This is a genomic window from Pseudomonas sp. GW821-FHT09E04 (assembly GCF_059416185.1).
Genome location: NZ_JBWKOR010000009.1, coordinates 201143 through 223799 on the forward strand (window position 1 = coordinate 201143; position 22657 = coordinate 223799).

Annotated in this window: 20 protein-coding genes; 6 read left to right on the forward strand and 14 right to left on the reverse strand. The window is 62.2% G+C overall.

Annotation, left to right across the window (positions count from 1 at the left end):
* The first annotated feature begins 38 nt into the window (after positions 1-38).
* Both selD and mnmH read left to right on the forward strand, forming a co-directional pair.
* On the forward strand, positions 39-1073 hold the full coding sequence (selD, locus tag AC07N4_RS27785; RefSeq protein WP_096823073.1) for a selenide, water dikinase SelD: 1035 nt from the start codon (positions 39-41) through the stop codon (positions 1071-1073).
* A complete protein-coding gene (gene mnmH / locus AC07N4_RS27790; protein WP_493066564.1) occupies positions 1073-2176 on the forward strand; it encodes a tRNA 2-selenouridine(34) synthase MnmH in 1104 nt (367 codons plus the stop codon). Before selD ends, mnmH begins: the two co-directional genes overlap by 1 nt.
* A gap of 31 nt (positions 2177-2207) precedes the next feature.
* Here the strand turns inward: mnmH and AC07N4_RS27795 are convergent, their stop codons facing one another.
* The gene (locus AC07N4_RS27795; RefSeq protein ID WP_096823071.1) at positions 2208-2882 is read right to left on the reverse strand and encodes a histidine phosphatase family protein; all 675 of its coding nucleotides are present in this window, start codon (positions 2880-2882) and stop codon (positions 2208-2210) included.
* A 296-nt stretch (positions 2883-3178) separates the two neighbouring features.
* On the opposite strand from AC07N4_RS27795, the gene AC07N4_RS27800 reads away from it, so the two are divergent.
* Both AC07N4_RS27800 and hemB read left to right on the forward strand, forming a co-directional pair.
* Positions 3179-3877 (forward strand): glutathione binding-like protein, encoded by a 699-nt coding sequence (locus AC07N4_RS27800; protein WP_096823070.1) that lies wholly within the window; start codon positions 3179-3181, stop codon positions 3875-3877.
* Positions 3878-4020: 143 nt separating this feature from the next.
* Positions 4021-4995, forward strand: coding sequence for a porphobilinogen synthase (gene hemB, locus AC07N4_RS27805; protein WP_102622587.1), 975 nt, complete (start codon positions 4021-4023; stop codon positions 4993-4995).
* A 4-nt stretch (positions 4996-4999) separates the two neighbouring features.
* On the opposite strand, the gene AC07N4_RS27810 is transcribed toward hemB, so the two are convergent.
* A complete protein-coding gene (locus AC07N4_RS27810) occupies positions 5000-6535 on the reverse strand; it encodes an FAD-dependent oxidoreductase (protein WP_493066565.1) in 1536 nt (511 codons plus the stop codon).
* Between the two features lie 184 nt (positions 6536-6719).
* Between AC07N4_RS27810 and AC07N4_RS27815 the strand changes: the two genes are divergently transcribed.
* Positions 6720-7808, forward strand: coding sequence for a DUF1615 domain-containing protein (locus AC07N4_RS27815; protein WP_493066566.1), 1089 nt, complete (start codon positions 6720-6722; stop codon positions 7806-7808).
* Positions 7809-7885: 77 nt separating this feature from the next.
* On the opposite strand, the gene AC07N4_RS27820 is transcribed toward AC07N4_RS27815, so the two are convergent.
* From AC07N4_RS27820 to AC07N4_RS27875, 12 genes are all read right to left on the reverse strand, one after another.
* On the reverse strand, positions 7886-8248 hold the full coding sequence (locus AC07N4_RS27820) for a hypothetical protein (RefSeq protein ID WP_493066567.1): 363 nt from the start codon (positions 8246-8248) through the stop codon (positions 7886-7888).
* A gap of 113 nt (positions 8249-8361) precedes the next feature.
* On the reverse strand, positions 8362-9057 hold the full coding sequence (locus tag AC07N4_RS27825; protein WP_493066568.1) for an anti-sigma factor: 696 nt from the start codon (positions 9055-9057) through the stop codon (positions 8362-8364).
* On the reverse strand, positions 9054-9587 hold the full coding sequence (locus AC07N4_RS27830; RefSeq protein ID WP_493066577.1) for a sigma-70 family RNA polymerase sigma factor: 534 nt from the start codon (positions 9585-9587) through the stop codon (positions 9054-9056). The genes AC07N4_RS27825 and AC07N4_RS27830 overlap by 4 nt, the downstream gene beginning before the upstream one ends.
* A 42-nt stretch (positions 9588-9629) precedes the next feature.
* Entirely contained in the window at positions 9630-10151 is a 522-nt protein-coding gene (locus AC07N4_RS27835; protein WP_493066569.1) for a DUF3455 domain-containing protein, read from the reverse strand.
* Positions 10152-10240: 89 nt separating this feature from the next.
* Complete coding sequence (locus AC07N4_RS27840) at positions 10241-11866, reverse strand: ABC transporter ATP-binding protein (RefSeq protein WP_493066570.1); 1626 nt, start codon at positions 11864-11866, stop codon at positions 10241-10243.
* A gap of 14 nt (positions 11867-11880) precedes the next feature.
* Positions 11881-12903, reverse strand: a complete 1023-nt coding sequence (locus AC07N4_RS27845; RefSeq protein ID WP_096823062.1) for an ABC transporter permease — start codon at positions 12901-12903, stop codon at positions 11881-11883.
* Positions 12903-13967 carry a microcin C ABC transporter permease YejB gene (locus AC07N4_RS27850; RefSeq protein WP_096823061.1) on the reverse strand — a complete coding sequence of 355 codons (1065 nt, stop codon included), beginning with the start codon at positions 13965-13967 and terminating at the stop codon, positions 12903-12905. The genes AC07N4_RS27845 and AC07N4_RS27850 overlap by 1 nt, the downstream gene beginning before the upstream one ends.
* A 1-nt stretch (position 13968) precedes the next feature.
* A complete protein-coding gene (locus AC07N4_RS27855; protein WP_493066571.1) occupies positions 13969-15840 on the reverse strand; it encodes an extracellular solute-binding protein in 1872 nt (623 codons plus the stop codon).
* 111 nt (positions 15841-15951) lie between these two features.
* Positions 15952-18657 (reverse strand): TonB-dependent receptor, encoded by a 2706-nt coding sequence (locus AC07N4_RS27860; protein ID WP_493066572.1) that lies wholly within the window; start codon positions 18655-18657, stop codon positions 15952-15954.
* A 208-nt stretch (positions 18658-18865) separates the two neighbouring features.
* Positions 18866-19267, reverse strand: coding sequence for an ExbD/TolR family protein (locus tag AC07N4_RS27865; protein ID WP_007959059.1), 402 nt, complete (start codon positions 19265-19267; stop codon positions 18866-18868).
* Positions 19267-19971, reverse strand: coding sequence for a MotA/TolQ/ExbB proton channel family protein (locus AC07N4_RS27870; RefSeq protein ID WP_007959058.1), 705 nt, complete (start codon positions 19969-19971; stop codon positions 19267-19269). The genes AC07N4_RS27865 and AC07N4_RS27870 overlap by 1 nt, the downstream gene beginning before the upstream one ends.
* A 49-nt stretch (positions 19972-20020) precedes the next feature.
* Positions 20021-20836: an energy transducer TonB gene (locus AC07N4_RS27875; protein WP_493066573.1), complete on the reverse strand. Its 816-nt coding sequence runs from the start codon at positions 20834-20836 to the stop codon at positions 20021-20023.
* A gap of 1090 nt (positions 20837-21926) precedes the next feature.
* Between AC07N4_RS27875 and AC07N4_RS27880 the strand changes: the two genes are divergently transcribed.
* A complete protein-coding gene (locus AC07N4_RS27880; RefSeq protein WP_493066574.1) occupies positions 21927-22550 on the forward strand; it encodes a glutathione S-transferase N-terminal domain-containing protein in 624 nt (207 codons plus the stop codon).
* Positions 22551-22657: the final 107 nt, after the last annotated feature.

Consider the following 22657-nt stretch of genomic DNA (forward strand, 5'->3'; position numbering starts at 1 on the left):
CTAGAATTCGCCCCTGTCCCTTCCCGGAGATTGCCCCGATGAGCGAGCCCATTCGTCTGACCCAGTACAGCCACGGCGCCGGTTGTGGCTGCAAGATTTCGCCCAAAGTGCTGGAGGTGATCCTCGCCGGCAGCGGGGCGCAGAATCTTGATCCGAAATTGTGGGTCGGCAACGCCTCGCGTGATGACGCGGCGGTGTACGAGATCGATGCCGAGCGCGGCGTGGTGTCGACCACCGATTTCTTCATGCCGATCGTCGATGACCCGTTCGATTTCGGTCGGATCGCCGCGACCAATGCGATCAGCGATATCTACGCCATGGGTGGCGATCCATTGATGGCCATTGCCATTCTCGGCTGGCCGGTCAACGTGCTGGCACCGGAAGTCGCGCGCGAAGTGATTCGTGGCGGTCGCGCGGTGTGCGATGCGGCGGGGATTCCCCTGGCGGGCGGGCACTCGATCGATGCGCCGGAGCCGATTTTCGGCCTGGCCGTCACCGGGCTGGTGGAAAAACGCTTCATGAAGCGCAACGACACCGCCACCGCCGGATGCCTGCTGTACCTGACCAAACCGCTAGGGATCGGCATCCTCACCACCGCCGAAAAGAAGGGCAAGTTGCGCAACGCCGACATCGGTCTGGCCCGGGACTGGATGTGTACGCTGAACAAACCCGGCAGTCGCTTCGGCAAACTGGCCGGCGTCACCGCGATGACCGACGTTACCGGTTTCGGCCTGCTCGGGCATCTGGTGGAAATGGCTGACGGCAGCCACCTCACCGCACGCATCGTCTATGACCGGGTGCCGCGTCTGGACAGCGTCGAGTATTACCTCGAGCAGGGCTGCGTGCCGGGCGGCACCTTGCGCAATTTCGACAGCTATTCGGACCGGCTCGGGCGGGTGCAGGAACTGCACAAACGGCTGTTGTGCGACCCGCAGACCAGCGGCGGGTTGCTGGTGGCCGTGACCCCGCAAGGCAACGCCGAATTCCTTGCCGTGGCGGCGGAACTGGGCTTGAGCCTGGAACCGATTGGCGAACTGGTCGAGCGACAGACCCACGCCGTCGAGGTGTCTTGATGGACCCTGACTACGGCGATTACCGGGACATTTTCCTCAACGACCGACCGCTGATGGATGTTCGCGCGCCGGTCGAGTTTCACAAAGGTGCGTTCCCCGGCGTGGTCAATCTGCCGCTGATGAATGATCTGGAGCGGCAGAAGGTCGGGACTTGCTACAAGCAGCATGGCCAACACGCTGCCATCGAACTGGGCCACCGCTTGGTGTCCGGCGTGGTGAAGGCCGAACGTATCGAGGCCTGGGCCGAGTTTGCCCGGGCCCATCCCGACGGTTATCTCTATTGCTTTCGCGGCGGCTTGCGCTCGCAGATCACCCGGCAATGGCTCAAGAGCGAGGCCGGGATCGACTATCCGCGCATCGCTGGCGGCTACAAGGCGCTGCGCAATTTCCTGATCGACACCCTCGAGCAAGCCGTGACCCAGTGCGATTTCGTGTTGCTGGGCGGCATGACCGGCACTGGCAAGACCGAACTGTTGGTGCAATTGGACAACGGTCTGGATCTTGAGGGCCACGCCAATCATCGCGGCTCAAGCTTCGGCAAACGCGCCACGGGGCAACCGTCGAACATTGATTTCGAAAACCGCCTGGCCATCGACCTCCTCAGGAAACGTGACGCTGGCATCGGTCAGTTCGTGCTCGAAGACGAGAGCCGGGTGGTCGGCAGTTGCGCCTTGCCGCTGCCGTTGTATCAGGGCATGCAGCAATACCCGATGGTCTGGCTGGAAGACAGTTTTGAAGATCGGGTGCAGCGGATCCTGCGCGATTACGTGGTGGACCTGTCGGCCGAGTTTTCGGCAGTGCACGGCGAGCAGGGTTTTGCACTGTTCTCTGAACGGTTGCTCGAGAGCCTGAACAATGTGCAGAAACGTCTGGGCGGCGAACGCCACCGAAGGATGCTGCTGTTGATGGAAGACGCACTGGCAGAGCAGGGGCGCAGCGGCGCGGTGGATTTGCACCGAGGCTGGATCGAGGGGTTGCTGCGTGAATATTACGACCCGATGTATGTGTTTCAGCGCGAGAAAAAGGGCGCGCGGATCGAATTTGCCGGAGAGCGCGGGGCGGTGATCGAGTATCTGCGCGAGCGGTTGAATCACAAACGCTGAAGCCGGAGACCCGGCACCGGCTCCAGAACACTCAAGTCGGGCAAGTGACCTTGCCGTTATCCAGCCCCTGCTTGTAACTGTGGCTCTGCAGGCTGGCCTTGCCGTTGTGCCAGGTCAGGGTCAGCACATACAGCGAGTCATAGTCGCCGGACGCCCAGTCCTCGGTGATGGACTGTTTCTCGCCAACAGCCTTGCCGGCGACCTTGTTGATCAGCTCCGGCAGGTAGCCGTGGGACCAGGCGGTGTAGATGGTCGAGTTGTGATACTTGTCGGCGGTCAGCTCCCGAGCCAGGTCGCTGGTGTCGTTGGCCGAGAACTCGATGTTCACCGGCAGGCCGAGCTTGATCGCGGCGGGGCTGATGGTCATCAAGGGGCGGATGTAGCTGTAGGAATTGTCCAGCTCGCCTTCCTCGACATTGCGCGTCGGGTTGGCGGCGAACACGTAGTCGGCCTTGCCGAATTTCTCCGGCAGCAGCGTCGACAGCTCGATGGCGCGGTTCAGACCCTGGCAGTTGAGCTGGCCGAGGCCGCCGGCAGGTTTTTCCCCGTGGCGCAGGAAGATCAGGGTCTGGGTGCCGTCCACCGGTTGTGCGCGGCTTTCGCTGGACTCGAGCGACAGGAACAGCGCGCTCACCGCCAACAGAGAGGGCAGGGCCACGTAGGCGCGATGTTTGAAGCGTTTGGCGACTTTCATCAAGTTCGTCATGAGATCAGGATTCTTCAGCGTGTTCGGTTAAGGCTGACAAACCTCTACACCGCAGCTGCCGGGGCCGGGTGTTTTTCCCTGTCTTGATTGGCTTGCTTGGAGCCCCCGCAGGCCTTTTGGTTCGATCCGCTTGCCGGGGCGCACTCTAAAGGCATCGCCCAAAGGCTTGAGGGAAGGTTAGCGACAGGATGTTGCGGAATTAAGTAAGCGTGGTGTCCACGGCAAAAAAGAACCCGAGCCAGAGCGGAAAACGTGGATTATGCTCAGGCCTTTCATTTTGTGACTGGATGCTACACATGACCGATCTGTCCGCGTTCCCGATCACCCAGAAATGGCCGGCGCAGTACCCTGACTGGATTCAGCTCTATTCCCTGCCGACTCCCAACGGCGTCAAGGTCTCGATCATGCTCGAAGAGATCGGTCTGCCCTACGAACCGCACCGTGTGGGGTTCGACACCAACGACCAGATGTCCCCGGCGTTCCTGTCGCTGAACCCGAACAACAAGATCCCGGCGATCCTCGACCCTCACGGCCCGGATGACAAACCGCTGCCGCTGTTCGAGTCCGGCGCGATCCTGATTTATCTCGCCGACAAAAGCGGCCAGTTGCTGGCCCAGGAAGGCGCGCTGCGCTACGAGACGATCCAGTGGCTGATGTTCCAGATGGGCGGCATCGGCCCGATGTTCGGCCAGCTCGGCTTCTTCAACAAATTCGCCGGCAAGGACTACGAAGACAAACGCCCCCGTGACCGTTACGTCGACGAAAGCAAACGCCTGCTCAACGTCCTGAACGCCCGCCTCGAAGGGCGCGACTGGATCATGGGCGAGCGCTACACCATCGCCGACATCGCCACGTTCCCGTGGGTGCGCAACCTGATCGGTTTCTACGAGGCGGGCGATCTGGTCGGCATCAAGGACTTCCCGAACGTCACCCGGGTATTGGAGCGTTTTCTGGCGCGGCCGGCGGTGGTGCGCGGGCTGACCATTCCCTCATAACCCTGTGGGAGCCGGGTGCGCGGATTATTGCGCGCCCGGTAATGCACTGTTGATTGATCCAGGTTTGTACCCCGTCCCCCGCAAGGCATAAGCTTCGCCCCCTACGACTTTCGTCTCATCTGCCCGTTTTCAGGAAAGGCCCCATGTCCAGTCAGTTCCCCGAAGCACGTCCACGCCGTCTGCGCCGCAATGCGAGCCTGCGCAGCCTGTTCCAGGAAACCGAGTTTTCGCTCAACGATCTGGTGCTGCCGATCTTCGTCGAAGAAGAGATCGACGACTTCGTGCCGATCAAGAGCATGCCCGGTGTGATGCGCATTCCGGAGCGCAAACTGGCCGGCGAGATCGAGCGTTACGCCCGGGCCGGGATCAAGTCGGTGATGACCTTCGGCGTGTCCCATCATCTGGACGCCAACGGCAGCGACACCTGGCGTGAAAACGGTCTGGTGTCGCGCATGTCGCGGATCGCCAAGGACGCCGTGCCGGAAATGATCGTGATGTCCGACACCTGCTTCTGCGAATACACCGACCACGGCCATTGCGGTGTGATGCACAACCATGAAGTCGACAACGACCAGACCCTGATCAACCTCGGCAAACAAGCGGTCGCGGCAGCGCGTGCCGGTGCCGATGTGATCGCACCGTCGGCCGCGATGGACGGTCAGGTGCGGGCGATTCGCCGGGCACTGGACGATGCCGGCTTCACGCAGATTCCGATCATGGCCTACTCGACCAAATTCGCCTCGGCGCTCTACGGCCCGTTCCGCGAGGCCGGTGGCAGCGCGCTGAAAGGCGACCGCAAAAGCTATCAGATGAACCCGATGAACCGCCGCGAAGCCCTGCGCGAATCGTTGCTCGACGAGCAGGAAGGCGCCGATGCACTGATGGTCAAACCGGCGGGCGCGTACCTGGACATCATTCGCGATATCCGTGAAGCCTCGAACCTGCCGCTGTCGGCGTATCAGGTCAGCGGCGAGTACGCGATGATCAAGTTCGGCGCCCAGGCCGGGGCCATCGACGAAGATCGTGTGGTGCGCGAAAGCCTCGGTGCGATCAAACGCGCAGGTGCGGATCTGATCTTCACTTACTTTGCGATGGACCTGGCCCTGGCCGGGATCTGATCCGTCAGGGGCAACTGAAAAACGGCCGGATCCCGTGGTCACGGAAATACCGTTCGATCACCTTCGGATCCGCGCTGTTGTCGGCAATCGCCACATAAGTGTCCGGGCGCAACAGGTAAAAGCCGTTGCGCCCCAGTCCTGCCGATTCAAACGCCGGGCGCCAGTCGAACACGTGCAGCGGCAAGTGGTGTTCATTGCACCAGGCGATCATCTCGTCGCTGGTGTCGCCGTACACATGCACCTGCCAGCATGGATTGCGCAGCGGTTCGTAATTATCCCCCTCGCCATCATGGGCCCACGGCAAGCGGTCGCCGCCGTGCACATGCCCGGCCACGCCTTCACTTAATGCCATGCCCCGATAGTTGACGGTGATTTGCGACACCGTGCGAAACAGGAATTCGCGACTGGTTTCGAATGAGGCCATTTTCGGGATCAGGAACGGCGCCAGCCGCGTGCGCAACAGATCGGCCATGCGACCTTCGGCAGTCACAAAACTGAAGACTTTGTCAGTGGTCGAGACCAGTCGCCGGGCGAAGGCGATGCGTTCGGTTTCGTAGCTGTCGAGCAGCTTCGCCGTGGCGCCACCGCTGAGTACCGCCGCGAGTTTCCACGCCAGATTGATCGCATCGCCGATGCCGGTGTTCATGCCTTGGCCGCCGGCGGGGCTGTGCACGTGCGCCGCGTCGCCGAGCAGAAACGCCCGGCCCTTGCGAAAGTGATCCGCCACCCGATGATGCACGCGATAGGTGGAGAACCAGTTGACGTCCTCGATGTGCACGTTCAAATGCTCGATGGCGCGGCTGCTGACATCGGAGAACTCCAGGGTTTCGGCGCGATCCGCACGCTCGTCGCGTACCGTGCCGATCAGCCGCGCACGGCCTTCGCCGGCCAGCGGGAATACCGCCAGAAAATCCGCCTCATCCAGGTCCAGATGCAACTCGCCGTTGAGCGCCGGGCCGCTGGCCTGCACGTCGGCGACGTAGAAAATCTGTTGATAGGTGCCACCGGGGAAACCGGTGTCGAGGGTTTTGCGCACCACCGAACGGGCGCCGTCACAACCGGCCAGGTAGCAGGCCTGGCAGATCTCCTGCTCGCCATCCGGCAGGCGCAAATGTGCGGTGAGGCCGTCGCCGTTTTCCGTGAAGATTTCGAGGGTGGTATTGCGCTCGATGAACACGTCGTAGTCTTCGAGGCGGTCGATCAGCAACCGCTCGTGTTCGTCCTGCGGGTAGATTTCCAGGAAGGCGTAAGGCGTCAGGCCTTCGCCGATGCGGTTGAGGGGCAGTTGTGCCACGGGGTTGCCCTTGACCCAGAAATTCGCCGCCGCCACCCGGTGCCCGTTGCGTACCACGGCTTCGGCGAGATCCAGTTGCCGGTACAACTCCAGCGTGCGCGCCTGCACCGCCAGCGCCCGTGAGGTGGTGCCCGGCACGGAGCTCTTGTCGATGATGCGCACCCGCACGCCCAGTTTGCTCAGCCACAGGGCCAGTACCAGTCCGGTGGGGCCCGCGCCGATGATCAGAACGTCACTGCGGTTCATGGTCTGTCCTCCTCGCGTGCCCTTTGCCACTGAGTGTGCAGCAGCAAGTATGGATCAGCAGGCGAGGGCGGCCAGTCGGCCTGCCAAACGGGGCGATGGAACAGCGCCGCCGGCCCGCAGTCCTATCCTGCACCCTGCGATTGAGCGTAGGGTTAACCCGGCTCAACGGACTGGATGAAGCGTTATGCACACCCCTCGATTATTTGTCAGCCTCGCTGCATTGCTGGTGCTGGCCGGTTGCGCAGGCCAACGCGGGCAGGAACCGGCCCCGCGTTCGCCGGCCGAGGTCAAGGCGCAGATCGTGCGTTTGCTGCCAGCGAAAGCCGTCGACCGCCAGGGCTGGGCCACGGACATCTACACCGCGTTCGCCGCGCAGGGCATCAGCCCGACCACGCAAAACCTGTGTTCGGTGCTGGCCGTCGCCGAGCAGGAATCCAACTTTCAGGTCGATCCGCCGGTGCCCGGCCTGGGCAAGATTGCCCGCGACGAGATCGACCGGCGCGCGGCCAAGGTCCACATCCCGAGCCTGCTGGTCAGCGGCGCGTTGCAGGTGCGCTCGCCCAACGGCAAGACTTACAGCGAACGCCTGAGCGCAGCACGCACCGAGAAAGACCTGAGCGCCATTTTCGATGACTTCATCGGCATGGTGCCGATGGGGCGCACGCTGTTTGGCGGCTTCAACCCGGTGCACACCGCGGGACCCATGCAGGTCAGCATCGAATTCGCCGAACAGCATGCCAAGGGTTATCCGTACCCGGTGAGCGGCACGATTCGCCATGAGGTGTTCACGCGTCGTGGCGGCATGTATTTCGGCATCGCCCATTTGCTGGGGTATCCGGTGAGTTATCGCGAGCCGCTGTACCGCTTCGCCGACTTCAATGCCGGGTGGTACGCGAGTCGCAACGCGGCGTTTCAGAATGCAGTCAGTCGCGCCTCGGGCGTTCCACTGGCACTGGATGGCGACCTGATCCGCTATGACTCGATCATGCCGGGCACGACCGAACTGGCGGTGCGCAGGCTCGGCAAGTCATTGGGTATGCGCAATCCACAGATCCGTGACCAATTGGAGAAGGGCAACACGCTGGGATTCGAGGAGACCAGGCTGTATCAACGGGTCTTTGAACTGGCGGACAAGGCAGAAGGCAAATCATTGCCCCGGGCGGTGCTGCCGGGGATCGTTCTGCAGAGCCCTAAGATCACCCGCAAACTGACCACTGCGTGGTTCGCCAAACGGGTCGATGAGCGCTATCGGCGCTGCATGGCCAAGGACTGAAGGGGAAAAAAAGACGTAAAAAAACCCGGCTGACGGGAGCCGGGTTTTTTCTGGATTGCTGCGGTAAAGCCCTTCATTCAGGCAACGCGGCGTTCGATCAGACGATCCGAACCACCTTCGGCAACGCGGCGTTCCAGCAGACGATCCGAGCCACCTTCGGCAACGCGACGTTCTTGCAGACGATCCGAGCCACCTTCAGCTACGCGGCGTTCTTGCAGACGATCCGAGCCACCTTCAGCTACGCGGCGTTCTTGCAGACGATCCGAGCCACCTTCGGCAACTCGACGTTCCAGCAGACGATCCGAACCACCCTCGGCAACGCGCTGTTCGATCAAGCGATCCGAACCGCCTTCGGCGATCATGGTGTGGGCAGGTTTGGCGGCAAATGCGTTGAAGGCCAGAACCGAAAGGGCAATGCTGAGGATGACTTGGCGTTTCATGATTTTGTGCTCCGGGGGTGTTGTTTGTTTGGTATGGAGCAGATGTTACGCCCGGGATTTTTTAAGAGAACTTCATTGACGTGATGGTGAACATCGACGCCGATGATGGTTCTTCAGAGCACCTTCACCGCTCGGCCAATCGCCTGGATCGGCCCGGTGGGTTTGCCGATCGGCGAACCATTGGCGCCTTCCAGCGTCAGCTCGAACAACTGGTTAGGTTGCAGCGGCGGCAGCTTGTCCAGCGGGATCGACAGCGCTTGCCCCGGCTTGACCAGACCCAGCGACACCGGGCCTTGCCAGCCGTCGGCCTTGGTCCAGAACTCCAGCGCCTTGTCCGCCGGCACCTCGACCACGCCCAGCGGAATCAACTGAATCTCCCGGGGACTGCTGGCCTGGATCACCCAGCCCGGCGCCTTGTCCTGCGGGGCGACCAGTACCACCAGATAACTCGGTTTCGGCGTGGTCTGCGTCAACAGGATCGAACCCAATAACAAGGTTGCGGCCAACCCGGCAGCGCTCAAACCGCGCCACAGTGACAGGCGGTTCCACCATGAAATCTCTGGCGCTATCTTATGGGCGAGTTGCCCGACACTGCGTTCAATGCGTTGCCACAACTGCGACGAGGGCTGATGCGCCGAGGCGAGGTCGGTCAGTTCCAGCAGACGCCGTTCCCAGGCATCCACGGCCGCTTGCAGCTCGGGCTCGTTCGGCAGGCGTCGCTGCACTTCGGCGCGTTCTTCGGCCGAGAGCGTGCCAAGCACGTATTCGCCCGCCAGTTCATCGCGTTCCTGCGCCGATTCGGTGGTCATCCCATGCACTCCCGCAACGCATTGAGGCTGCGTTTGATCCAGGCTTTGACGGTGCCCAGCGGCGTATCGAGGCGTTGGGCGATCTGCGCGTGGCTGTAACCGTCGACGTAGGCGTGAAGGATGCAACGGCGCCGTTGCGGTTCCAGTTGATGCAGGCAGCGGTGGATGCGCGTCGATTGCGCCAGCGTGTCGAAGCCGTCATCACTCGCCAGTGATTCGTTGTGTTCGTTCAGCGATGTTTCCCGGCCATGATCGCGCAACACATTCAGCGCCAGATGCCGGGTCACGCTGAACATCCAGCCTCGGGCCGAACCGCGCGCCGGATCGAACCCCGACGCGCCGGCCCAGATCTTGATGAACGCATCATGGACGATGTCCTCCGCCAGCGCCGTATCACGCACCAGACGCCGGGCCACACCGAGCAGCCGCGGACCTTCCTGCACGTACAATTCGCGCAGCGCCTCGCGCTCGCCGCGAGAACAGGCGGCGAGGCGGGCTTCGTAATCGAACAGGTTTTCGGGCAAGGGCATGTCCTGCAATCTAGCAAGCATCGGCCAAACGTCCAGTCAGGGTCAGTTCGCCGCCCAGAAAATGTAATCGGCCTGGTACTTCACTGTTTCCTGTTTACCCTTGTTTGCGGCCGTGCATTCGCTGCCCGGTGCCACACCACCCTTGAGGGCGACGCGCTGGATGTAGCTCATGCCGCTCATCGCGCCTTTGCCTTCAGCGGGGTTGGCCTTCACCAGTTGATAGGGCAGGTTGCCCGGACTTGAGGGGGCAACGGCCAGTTGCGTGCCGGTGACTTTCGAACCGTCCTGCGCCTGCCAGGTGGCGGGCGGGCCGAAGTAGGTGCCGACCTGTTTGCCGCTGCGATCATTGAGCACCGCCTTCGGGCCGACGAACACCCACTCGGTCTGGCCGGCGACATTGGCCTTGTCCCGGCATTCGTAGGTGATCTCGCCGACCCCCGTGGTCTCCAGGGCGATCTTGTGGCCGTCCGGCACCTTGATCGCGTCGGGATAACTGCTTTGGGCAAAGCTTGTCGAGGCGACAGCGAGCAAACCGGTGAGGCCAATCAGTTGGGTGATGTTCATCAGTGTTTCTCCGAAAAGGGTAAACCGCTGACAGCCGAAAGAGGGCTGTTACAGGGACTACCCGTGACGGAGCGGTTTGGATGCAGGGCTCATGAGAAAATTTTTGCAGCCGTTGCAGATCCCTCAATTTGGCGTGCCTGCACGAGCCCGGAAGCCTTGAGCAACGCCTGGGTATAGGCATGCTGCGGCGCCGCAAAAATCTCGCGCGACGCTCCCTGTTCCACCACCTTGCCATCCTTGATCACCATCAAGTCATGCGCCAGCGCATGCACCACCGCCAGGTCATGGCTGATGAACAGGTACGTCAAGCCATGGCGGATCTGCAACTGTCGCAGCAATTCCACCACCTGTTTCTGTACCGTGCGGTCCAGCGCGGAGGTCGGCTCGTCGAGCAGAATCAGCGCCGGTTCCAGCACCAGCGCCCGGGCGATGGAAATGCGCTGGCGCTGGCCGCCGGAGAATTCGTGGGGATAGCGATGCCGGCTCTGCGGGTCGAGGCCGACTTCCTCCAGCACGCGGATCACCGCAGCCTCACGTTCCTCGGCCGTGCCGATGCCGTGGGTCAGCAGGCCTTCCGCGATGATCTGCTGCACCGACATCCGTGGGCTGAGGCTGCCGAACGGGTCCTGAAACACCACCTGGATCTGCCGGCGCAACGGGCGCATCAAACGCTGATTGAGCAGGCTCAATTGCTTGTTGCCGAACCGAATATCGCCCTCGGATTCCACCAGCCGCAGAATCGCCTGGCCCAGCGTCGACTTGCCCGAGCCGGACTCGCCGACTATGCCCAGGGTCTTGCCCCGTTGCAGACGAAAACTCACGCCGTCTACCGCCTTGATGTATTCCTGGGTGCGGCTGAACAGCGCCTTGGGCAGCGGGAACCAGACTTTCAGATCGTCCACCTCCAGCAGGTTGTGATCGTAGCGACTCGGCACTGGCGCGCCCGACGGTTCCGCCTCGATCAGCAGGCGGCTGTAAGGATGCTGCGGGGTGCGGAACAGCGTTTCGCACTCGGCCTGTTCGACGATTTCCCCGTGACGCATCACGCACACCCGTTGGGCGATGCGCCGCACCAGATTGAGGTCATGACTGATCAGCAGCAGCGACATGCCGAGGCGTTGCTGCAACTCGATCAGCAGTTCCAGAATCTTCTGCTGCACGGTCACGTCCAGCGCTGTGGTCGGCTCATCGGCGATCAGCAATTCGGGTTCATTGGCCAGCGCCATGGCGATCATCACTCGTTGCCGCTGGCCGCCGGAGAGCTGGTGCGGATAGGCCTTCAACCGTTGCAACGGTTGGCGAATGCCCACCAGTTCCAGCAGCTCCAGCGTGCGCTGGCGAGCGGCGCGACCCTTGAGCCCCTTGTGGATCTCCAGCACTTCGCTGATCTGTTTCTCCACCGTGTGCAACGGGTTCAGCGAGGTCATCGGCTCCTGGAAAATCATCGCGATGCGATTGCCGCGCAAGCTGCGCAGTTGATTTTCGCTGGCGTGCAGCAAGTCCACGCCGTTGTAGCGGATGCTGCCCGTGCTGCTGACGGTCTTGGCCGGCAGCAAACGCAGGATCGAGTGCGCCGTCACCGACTTGCCCGAGCCGGATTCGCCGACCAGTGCCAGGCACTCGCCACGGCGGATGTCGAGGTTCACGCCGTGCACCACTTCATGCCCGGCGAAGGCGACGCGCAGGTCGCGGATTTCAATCAGGTTGTCGGTCATTTCAGCTCCGGGGATCAGGATCGCGGATCGAACGCGTCACGGCAGGCTTCGCCGATAAACACCAGCAAGGACAGAATCAGCGCCAGGGCAAAAAACGCCGTCAGCCCCAGCCACGGCGCTTGCAGATTGCGCTTGGCCTGGCCGATCAGTTCCCCCAGCGACGCGGTGCCGGCGGGCATGCCGAAGCCGAGAAAGTCCAGTGCGGTGAGGGTGGCGATGGCGCCGGTCAGAATGAACGGCAAGTAGGTGAGGGTGGAGGTCATTGCGTTGGGCAGAATGTGCCGGCGCATCAGTTCGCTGTCCGTCAGACCCAACGCCCGCGCAGCCTTGACGTATTCCAGGCTGCGCCCGCGCAGGAACTCGGCGCGCACCACGTCCACCAGTGCCAGCCAGGAAAACAGCGCCATGATCCCCAGCAGCCACCAGAAACTCGGCGAGACGAACCCGGACAAAATGATCAGCAGGTACAACACCGGCAGCCCCGACCAGATCTCCAGCACCCGTTGCCCGAGCAAGTCGACCCAGCCGCCGTAGTAACCCTGCAACGCCCCGGCGACGATGCCGACCAGCGCACTGACGGCGGTGAGGATCAGCGCAAACAGAATCGAAATTCGTGTGCCGAAGATCACCCGCGCCAACACGTCCCGCGCCTGATCGTCGGTGCCCAGCCAGTTGCTGGAGGACGGCGGACTCGGTGCTGGTTCCGTGAGGTCGTAATTGACCGTGTCGTAGCTGAACGGGATCGGCGGGAACAGCATCCAGCCGCCCTGATCCTCGATCAGCCTGTGTACGTAATTGCTGGCGTAATCCGGCTGGAACGGCAGTTCGCCGCCGAAATCGGTTTCCTGATAATCGCTGAGGATCGGGAAGTAAAAGGCGTTGTGGTAGCGGATCACCAGCGGCTTGTCGTTGGCGATCAGTTCGCCGCCGAGGCAGATCAGGCACAGCCCGATGAACAGCCACAGCGACCAGCGCCCGCGACGGTTGGCCTTGAATTGCGCGATGCGCCGCCGGCCCAGAGGGGAGAGTGTGAACATCAGGCAGTCCTCGCCGAAAAGTCGATGCGCGGGTCGAGCAGGGTGTAGCAGAGGTCACCGATCAGCTTGATCAACAGGCCGAACAGGGTGAACAGGAACAGCGTGCCGAACACCACCGGGTAGTCCCGCGACACCGCCGCTTCGTAGCTCATGCGCCCGAGGCCGTCGAGGTTGAAGATGGTTTCGATCAGCAGGGAACCGGCGAAAAACACCTCGATCAACGCCGACGGCACACCGGCCACCACCAGCAGCATCGCGTTGCGAAACACATGGCCGTAGAGCACGCGTCTTTCGGTCAGCCCCTTGGCGCGCGCGGTGATCACGTACTGGCGGCTGATCTCGTTGAGGAAGCTGTTCTTGGTCAGGATCGTCAGCGTCGCAAAACCGCCGATCACCAGCGCCGTCACCGGCAACACCAGGTGCCAGAGGTAGTCGCCGACCTTGCCCCACAGGCTCAGACTGTCGAAGTTGTCCGAGACCAGCCCCTGCACCGGAAACCAGTTGACGTAGCTGCCCCCGGCGAACACCACGATCAACAGGATCGCGAACAGAAATGCCGGCATTGCGTAGCCGACGATGATCGCCGTGCTGCTCCAGACATCAAATGCGCTGCCATTTCGGATCGCCTTGCGAATGCCTAGCGGGATCGAGATCAGGTAGGTGATCAAGGTTGCCCACAGGCCGAGGGACAGCGACACCGGTAGTTTCTGCACGATCAGATCCGTCACCTTCGCACCGCGAAAGAAACTGCTGCCCAGGTCCAGTTGCGCGTAGTTCTTGAGCATCAGCCACAGGCGTTCGTGCATCGGTCGGTCGAAACCGTAGTGGTGTTTGATTTCTTCGATCAGCGCCGGGTCCAGGCCACGGCTGCTGCGCCCGGCACCGCCGATGGCGGTTACCTCGCTGGCGCCGCCCATGCTGTGCCCGCCGAAGCCTTGCAGGCGGGCGATGGCCTGTTCCACCGGGCCGCCGGGCGCGGCCTGCACGATGACGAAGTTGACCACCAGAATGCACAGCAGCGTCGGGATGATCAGCAACAGACGTCGACTCAGATAACGCCACATGTCACTGCCCCCCCGCGAGTTGGTGCAAGGCACTCATTTGCTGGTTGGTCAGCGGCTTGGTCGAGACCTCCCACCAGGTGTCGAGGCCTTCGCTGTAGATCGGCTGCACCGGCGGCATGCCGAAGCGGTTCTGATACACCGTCGGCGTGCCTTTGGAGTAGTAGTTGGGAATCATGTAGTCACCCCATTGCAGCACCCGGTCGAGGACGCGGGCGTAACGCACCATGGCGTCGCGGGTATTGGCCTGCACCAGGCCGTCGATCAGTTGGTCCACCGCTGGGTCCGCCAGCACCATTGAATTGGAGCTGCCGACCTGCGTGGCGCTCTGCGAGGCGTACAGGCTGTACAACTCGCGGCCCGGCGAGACGATCGGATCGCCGCTGCGCGGGAAACTGGTGACGATCATGTCGTAGTCCCGGGCGTTGAGCCGGTTGATGTACTGCGCCGAATCGATGCGTCGCAGATTGAGGGTGATGCCGATCTGCGCGAGGGTGCGTTTGTACGGCAGCAGCATGCGGTCGAAACCGCCCTGGCCGTCGAGGAAGGTGAATTCGAATGGCTCGCCGGCGGCGTTCACCAGCCGATTGTTTTTCGGCGTCCATCCGGCTTCGGCCAGCAGCTTTAATGCCTGCAACTGCTTGTCGCGGATGTAGCCGCTGCCATCGGTTTTAGGCGCCTGATAGACCCTGCTGAAAGCCTCGTCCGGAATCTGTCCGCGCAGCGATTCGAGGATCGCCAGTTCCCCGGCGTCGGGAAGTGCGGTGGCGGCCATTTCACTCTTCGGCCAGTAGCTGTTCTGGCGCACGTAGAAGCCGCGCATCATCTGCTTGTTGGTCCACTCGAAATCCCACAGCAGGCTCAGCGCCTGACGCACGCGGCGATCCTTGAACAGCGGGTTCTGCAGGTTGAACACAAAACCCTGGGCGCTGGTCGGTTTGTCCGGGGCGAGAATCGCCTGTTGCAGGCGTCCGTCGCGCAGGGCCGGACTGTCGTAGCCGACCACGTAGCCAGACGAGGAAAACTCGCGGTTGTAGTCGAACGCGCCGGCCTGCAGCAGTTGCCGGGCGACGTCGGTGTCGCCGTAGAAATTCACGGTCAGGCTGTCGAAGTTGTACATGCCGCGACTGACTGGCAGGTCCTTGCCCCACCAGTGCGGATCACGCTGGAAACTGATGCTGCGCCCCGCATCGACCTTGCTCACCCGGTACGGGCCGCTGCCCAGCGGCGGTTCGAAGCTGCCGCCGTTGGCGAAGTCGCGGGTCTTCCACCAGTGTTCGGGCACCGGTCGCAGCGACGCCAGATCCAGCGCCAGCGTGCGGTTGAGGTTGTTCTTGAAGGTGAAGCGAATCTGCCGCGGGCCTTCGATCAGTACGTCCTGCACGTCAGCGTATTGCTGGCGATAACTCAGGCTGCCCTTGGTCATCAACAACTCGAAGGTGTAGCGCACGTCCTCGGCGGTGATCGGTGTGCCGTCGGCGAAACGCGCCTCGGGATTCAGGTTGAAACGCACCCACAGGCCGCCGGGATCGCGCTCCATGGATTGCGCCACCAGACCGTAGACGGTGTAGGGCTCGTCCAGCGAACGGAACGCCAGCGGCGAATACACCCAATCGTTGACCTGCACCACGGAAATGCCCTGATCGGCATACGGGGTGATGTAGTTGTATTGACCGATTTCCATCGAGGCGCGGCTGAGCGAGCCGCCCTTTGGTGCGTCGGGATTGACGAAATCGAAGTGGTGAAAGCCGGCGGGGTATTTCGGCGCCTCGCCGTACACCGTCATCGCGTAGCTGCCGCCGGCCAGCGCAGATGCCGCGTTGCACAGCAGCGCGCTGCCGAGCAGCAAGCCGGCCATGTTGCGCATGAATGTCATGAAGTCGTTCCTCTGGAGCCGGAAAAACCCGAAGCGGCGGCTGGCCGCTGCGGGATGCGAATTCGCAAGGGGAGGGGGCCGGCCGGAGTCTTGCGCGGCCCCGACCGTGACTCAGAAGTGGTACGTCATGCGCGCAAACAGCGTGCGGCCCAGAGGATCGGTGTAGCGCGGGTCATAGCCGCTCTGGAAGTTGTAGGCCTGGTTGGAGAACGGCGGATCGCGGTCGAACAGGTTCTTCACCCCGGCATCCACGTCCAGCACCTTGTCGAAGGTGTAACCGGCCGACAGGTCCCACACCGAATACGACGCGACCCGCGCGTTGGTTTCGCGGTCGTAGTCGTTGTAGCCGGTGGTGAAGCGGTTGGTCAGCGCCGCACGGGCGGCGCCGAAGGTCCAGGAACCGGTCAGGTTGTGTTTCCAGCGGGCAATCACACCGTCGCCCTTGAAGTCGCCGACCTTGTCGGTGAACGGGCCCTTGATGGTGCTCTGGAAGTCGTACTCGTCGACATAAGTGCCTTGCAGGCCCAAACCGAATTGACCGTACGGCGTGTTCGGGAAGCGATAGTCCAGCGACACATCGACGCCGTTGGTTTCGACGATGCCGAGGTTGGCGTTGCCGGTGACGATGTAATTGAGCGTGCCGTCGGCGTTGCGCACGAAGCGGTCGGGGTAGCTGCCGGCCTGATCGAACACGGTGGATTCCGGGAACGGCTGGATCTGGTTGGAGATGTGAATCCACCAGAAATCCAGTCCCACGGACAGATTGCTGACCGGCTGATAGACGAAGCCCAGCGTCACGTTGCGGGCTTTCTCCGGGGCCAGGTCTTCGTTGCCGCCGATCTGGTTGAGGAACTGCTGACCGCAATCGCGCCCGCCGTTGCCGCCCGGTTGCACGACACCGCCGGTACACAGCACCGGGTCGTTGTAGTAGCCCTGGGTGTAGGTGATGCTGCGCGGCGAATACAACTCATACAGCGACGGCGCGCGGAAACCTTCGCTGTAGGCGCCGCGTACTACCAGCTCCTTGAGCGGCTGATAGCGGAACGAATATTTCGGGTTGGTGGTGCTGCCGAAGTCGCTGTATTTGTCGTGACGTACGGCGGCGGACAGTTCCAGGCTGTCGAGCACCGGCACGTTGATTTCCGCGTAGGCGGCTTTCACGCTGCGGTCGCCTTCGACGCTGCCGGCCGGGTCGATGCCCAGGCTCTGGATGTCGCCGGCGAACGGCTCGAAGTCCTGGTGGAATTTCTCTTTGCGGTACTCGCCGCCCAGCGCCAGACCCGACGGGCCGGCACCGAACCAGTCACCGATTTCGCGGCTGATCCGTCCGTCGAAACCGGCGACCCGACCGACCGCCGTGGAATAGGCGCCGTGGTACATGGCCTGATCGATGTATTGCTGACCGGCGCTGCTCTGCGGCCCGAACGGGTTGAGCAGACCGCTGGCCAGACCGCTGATCATCGCCTGATCGCTGACGTAGCCGCTGGTGACGCTGGAGACGATCTTGTTCTGGTTGTAGGAGGCGCCAACGTTGTAGTCCCAGCCGCCAACCAGACCGTCGAAGCTCAGCAGGAAGCGCTGGCTGGTGTTCTGGTCTTTCGATTCGCGCGGGCCGGCAGCCGTTTCGCGCCAGTTCACATCCACCGGTTGCGTCGGGTCGAGGGCGAAGCCGGTGGGCGCCGGGGTGATGCCGTTGCCGGGGTAGTAGGGCGAGGACGAATCCAGGCTCAGGCCGGTCAATGGCGCCGGGCCGACAGCGGTGGCGTTGTTGTTGCGCGACCAGAAGTATTCGAGGTTGACGTTGTGATCATCGGCCAGTTTGCCGGTGGTCTTGCCGAAGAACGAAGTCTTCTCGGTCTGCGGCACCAGGTCGATGTATTCGCGGGTGCTGAAGCGGCAGAGGCCGTCACGGGCCACCAGGTTGGGGCCGTTGCAATTGCTGTTGGCCAGCGGGTTGGTGGCGTTGCCGTTCTGGCTGTAGTTGCCGGGGAACGCGGTGCCGGAGGTCTGGTCCAGGCCACGGCCGGGCACGTAGTCGCGGGCGAAGGAGCGGTCGTTGGCGTCGAGGTTCTGCTGCTTGTTGTAGTTGAACACGCCGAGCACGTTGAAGCGGTCCTGCTCCAGGTCGCCGTAACCCCAACTGGCGCTCATGTCCTTGGTCGCACCGCCGCCGCTGTGGGTCGGGGTTTCGCCGCCGAGGGTGAGCTGACCGTCGGTCATGGATTTCTTGGTGATGAAGTTGATCACGCCGCCGATGGCGTCGGTGCCGTACAGGGCCGAGGCGCCGTCGCGCAGCACCTCCACGCGCTCGATCGCGGCAAACGGAATCATGTTCAGATCCACCGCGCCGCCGGCCGAGTTGGTGCCCGACAGGGCGTTGTTCGCCAGCCGGCGACCGTTGAGCAGCACCAGCGTCTTGTTCGCGCCGATGCCGCGCATGTCGGCAAACGATGCGCCGCCGGTGGCCGCGCCGACCGAGCCTGCGCTGTTGTTGATCGACTGGCTGCCGGTGATGCGCTGCACCAGTTCGGCGGTGGTGGTCACGCCCTGTTTGCGCAGTTCCTCGGCCTTGAGCACGGTGATCGGCACCGCCGTTTCCGCGTCGACCCGACGGATCGCCGAACCGGTCACTTCGACCCGTTGCAGTTGCGTGGTCGGCGCGACCACCGCAGCGGCGGCCGGGACGTTGTTGTCGTCCTCGGCAGCCTGAACCCCGGTGCCCATCCCCATGGCCACCAGGTACAACGGAACGAAACGGTGGCGGGAAATCGTCGCCACCAAGGGTTTGAGCGTGAAGCGTGGAGTGTTCATCAGCATGGTTGTTTCCGACTTTGTTAGACGTTTATCGAAATGGCCTTGTGAGCCCTCTTTGCACGGAGCACGGTGGTGCCGCGCCGCGAAAACCACTTTCTTCAAGCAAGCCGATCCCCTCCGAAGACGCGCTGCGTTTTTTCGGTCGGCCGATTGCGACGGGATTCAACGAACGGTGTCGGGCGCGTCCCTCGCAGCGCGCCCGGCACCGCCGTCAACGGGTGGTCATCACCGATATTTTGGTGATGCCCGAGCGCTCGATGGACGCCATGGCTTTGGCTACCTGGCCGTAATTCACGGCGGAGTCGGCCTGCAGCTGCACGCGCACTTCGGCGTCCTTGGCCTTGACCTCCTTGAGGCTGGCCTCCAGTGATTCCGGCGCCAGCTCGGTCTTGGCCAGGAAGAACTTGCCGTCCTGGTCGACGCTGACCACCACCGGGTCTTTCTTTTCGGCGGGGGCGACGGCGTCGGTTTTCGGCAGGTTGACCTTGATCGCATTAGTCATCAGCGGCGCGGTGACGATGAACACCACCAGCAGCACGAGCATTACGTCCACCAGCGGCGTGACGTTCATTTCGCTGAGCACTTCATCGCTGTCTTGAGTGGAAAAGGACATCAGCTGGCCTCCCGCACGGCGGCCGTGGATTTGGCGATGGCCTGGCGGCTGATGGAAAACGCACTGCGCGAGGCGAGGGCGTCGAAGTCGTGGGCGAAGTCATCCATGTCCGCCGAGGCCAGCTTCAGGCGCCGCAGGAAGAAGTTGTAAATCAGCACTGCCGGCACCGCGACGGCAATCCCCACGCCGGTGGCGATCAGCGCGTGGCCGATGGGCCCGGCCACGGTTTCCAGGCTGGCCGATCCGCTGGCGCCGATGCTTTGCAGGGCTTCCATGATTCCCCACACGGTACCGAACAGGCCAATGAACGGCGCGGTGCTGCCGATGCTGGCGAGGATCGCCTGGCCGTTTTCCAGCGAGCGGCGTTCCTTCTGGATCTGTTGGCGCAGGTTGCGCTCCAGTCGGTCGGAACGGTTGATGGTGTGCGCCAGTTGCTGGGTGGTGCGGGGGGATTCCTCCACCAGCAAGGCTTCGAAACCGCTGCTGGCGATCCGCGCCAGCGAGCCCGGATATTGGCTGGCGTGCTCGGCGGCGGTCAGCAGATCCGGCGCGCCCCAGAAGGCTTTGCTGAACTGTCTGTTCTGGGTTTTCTGGCGCAGGTATTGCGCCGACTTGACCAGCAGGATCGCCCAACTGACCACGGAAAACAGCACCAGCCCCCAGAGCACGCCGGGGACAATCATCGAAGACAAAGAATCGTTCATGGCTACACCTCGCTTGCGTTAATCGGTTGTGAGTTCGGTTGTCGCGCCGTCATTGCGGCAATTTGAAATCGATGGTTTGGGTGGCGAAGCCGTCGATCGGTGTGTCGCCGCGTTTGGCCGGAATGAACTTCCAGGCTTTCACCGCCGCGACCGCTGCGTCATCCAGTTGCGGCTTGCCGCTGGATTTGGTCACCGTCACCGAGCCTGCGCGACCGTTGGCCAGCACCTGAATCCGCAGCACCACGCTGCCTTCCCAGTTGCGCCGCAGGGCCAGCGACGGGTATTCCGGTGGCGGGTTGCCGAGGCTGGCGAGGCCGGAAATTGCCGCCGACTCTTTCACCGGGCCCGGTGCCGCAGCAGGTGCCGGAGGCGCGCTCGGGGTGGCCGAGGCGGCAGGCGCTGCCGGTTGCGCAGGGGCGGGCGGCGCTTTCGGCGGCTCGGCCTTTTTCACCGGTTTGGGTTTCTCGACCGGTTTCGGTTTTTCGATCGGCTTGGGTTTCTCCACCGGTTTGGGCGGTGGCTTGACCGCGTCCTCGTCTTCCACCGGTTGTTCCGGTTCGGGAGGCGGCGGTGGGGGCGGCGGCTCCGGTGTCGGCGGGGCCGGAGGTGTCGGGCTGGTGAGCTCGACGGTCATTTCCGGAATTTCCGGTGGCGTGGGCAGTGGCTCGGCCCGCGCCTGCTGGAAAAACCACCAGGCGCCGCCGTGTATCAATGCCGACACCGCCACCAGCAACAGCATCTGCTGTTTGTTCAGGCCGCCGGGCTGCGAAGTGTTGGCCTTATAGACGGGCCGACCCGCCACCGACGGAAGTGGTGCGTTCCGTAATGGCCCCGGCGGCGTTCTGTGCTTTACCGCATCGTTCATTAAAGCTCCCTCGGGTGGATGAAGGGCAATAAGGTGCCGTTCGAACAACACAGCGTTGTTCGAGTGAGTGGTCGCAACTTTCATACAGGTGTGCAGAAGCCGATAGTTGAACTATCTATTGAACAGGGCTTGTGCAGCTTATTGCTTCAGTAACATCGACTTCGATTGTTCATTGACCCGGTCCGTGGCTGTTCTTTTATGAGTGAGTGTGCAATTGAGTGGCTTGTCTCATTCTTGCCCTCATGATTGATGCAATAGCAACCGCTGTGCCAAAGAGTGACCCATTGTGTAGTGTTTATTTCTCGACTGATACGTATGTCGCATTTATATAAGTTTCATCAAGCACGCCGGTTTTTATGGGCGCATAACCTCCCGAAGGCCCTGTTTGCAGGGCTTTTTTCAAGGCGAGACAGACCGGGCGCGGTATCACGCTGTTCAGCGAGATAGAGCGGCTGTTCTCGTGTCAGCCAGGGCGCGTGATGGTGCGTGGCGGACTGATTTGGTGCGGGTCAGTGTTTTAGCGGGTCACAGGTGATGTTCCTTGTTCTTGTTTAAGTAAAGTCGGTCGTTCCGCTTGAGCGGTGTATTGACTGAAAGTGCAGTTTTGGTGCGCTCCGAACATTAACGCCGAACAGTAAAAGTTGTAGCGGTGTGCTGTCTGGAAGTTATTGTCGAACAATTTTTTCTGGCGTTCATTAATGCAGCGCGCACGCAATGACTTCTTGCATGCTATTTAAAAAATAAATAGTGCTGGCGTTCAGGTAATAAAAGGAATGCACGGACTGTTCGGAGGACGAACACCGCGCAGGTACAGGGGTACGGAGAGAAGAGAATGGCGCAGCAGATGAAGATTCACGCGGTGAACTCCTTGTTGCCAGCTCGGATACGCGAACTTTTGGTTCGGTATCGCACCTTACAAGAACGCGGATAGCGTTCGCTGATTGCTCTTGGTGCGGGATGGGCACCGCCAGCGCTGTTTTGCGAGATCAGGGATTCGCAAGTTGCCGATGAATGCGCAATCCGTGCCAAATTCGATACAACAGCTATAAATAGGGCCAGGCAGGATGCCTTTCGCAGTGGAGGAGGGGATATGTATCAGCTCTACGGACATCGCAATTCAGGGGCGGCGGCCATCGAGGCGGCGCTAGAGCTGTGCCAGATCGCTTATCGCTTCATCGACATCGAAGCCAGCGCCGAAGCGGCGCAGGAACTGGCCAGGCTCAATCCGCTCAAGCAGATTCCGACTTTGCAACTACCCGATGGCAGTGCGCTCACTGAAAGCGCGGCGATCCTGATTCACCTGGGGTTGAGCTTCCCTGCGTCGGGCCTGTTGCCGGCCAACGCGGCGGATCGTGATCAGGCGATTCGCGGTCTGGTGTACATCGTCAACAATTGCTACGTGGCCATCGGTTTCATCGATTACCCCGAGCGTTGGCTGGTGATGCCGGATGAAGCATCGCGACAGAACCTGATGGCGGGCGCGCGGGAGCGATTGCACTGGATGTGGGAAGTGTTCGCCGACCAGTTTTCCGCCGAGCTGTACCTGGACGATGAAACACCGGGAGCACTGGATGTATTGGCGGCAGTGGTGACGCGCTGGGCCGGCACCCGCGAACACCTGCGCCAGGCCCGGCCGGGGTTTTATGCATGGCTGCAACGCATTGACCGGCACCCGGTACTGGCGCCGGTCTTTGCGCGACATTGGCCCGGTTAAGAAATCGAATCAGATGTTGATCGTTGATCGTTCCCACGCTCCGCGTGGGAATGCAGCCCGGGACGCTCCGCGTCCCAAAGCGTGACGCAGAGCGTCACAAGAGGCAT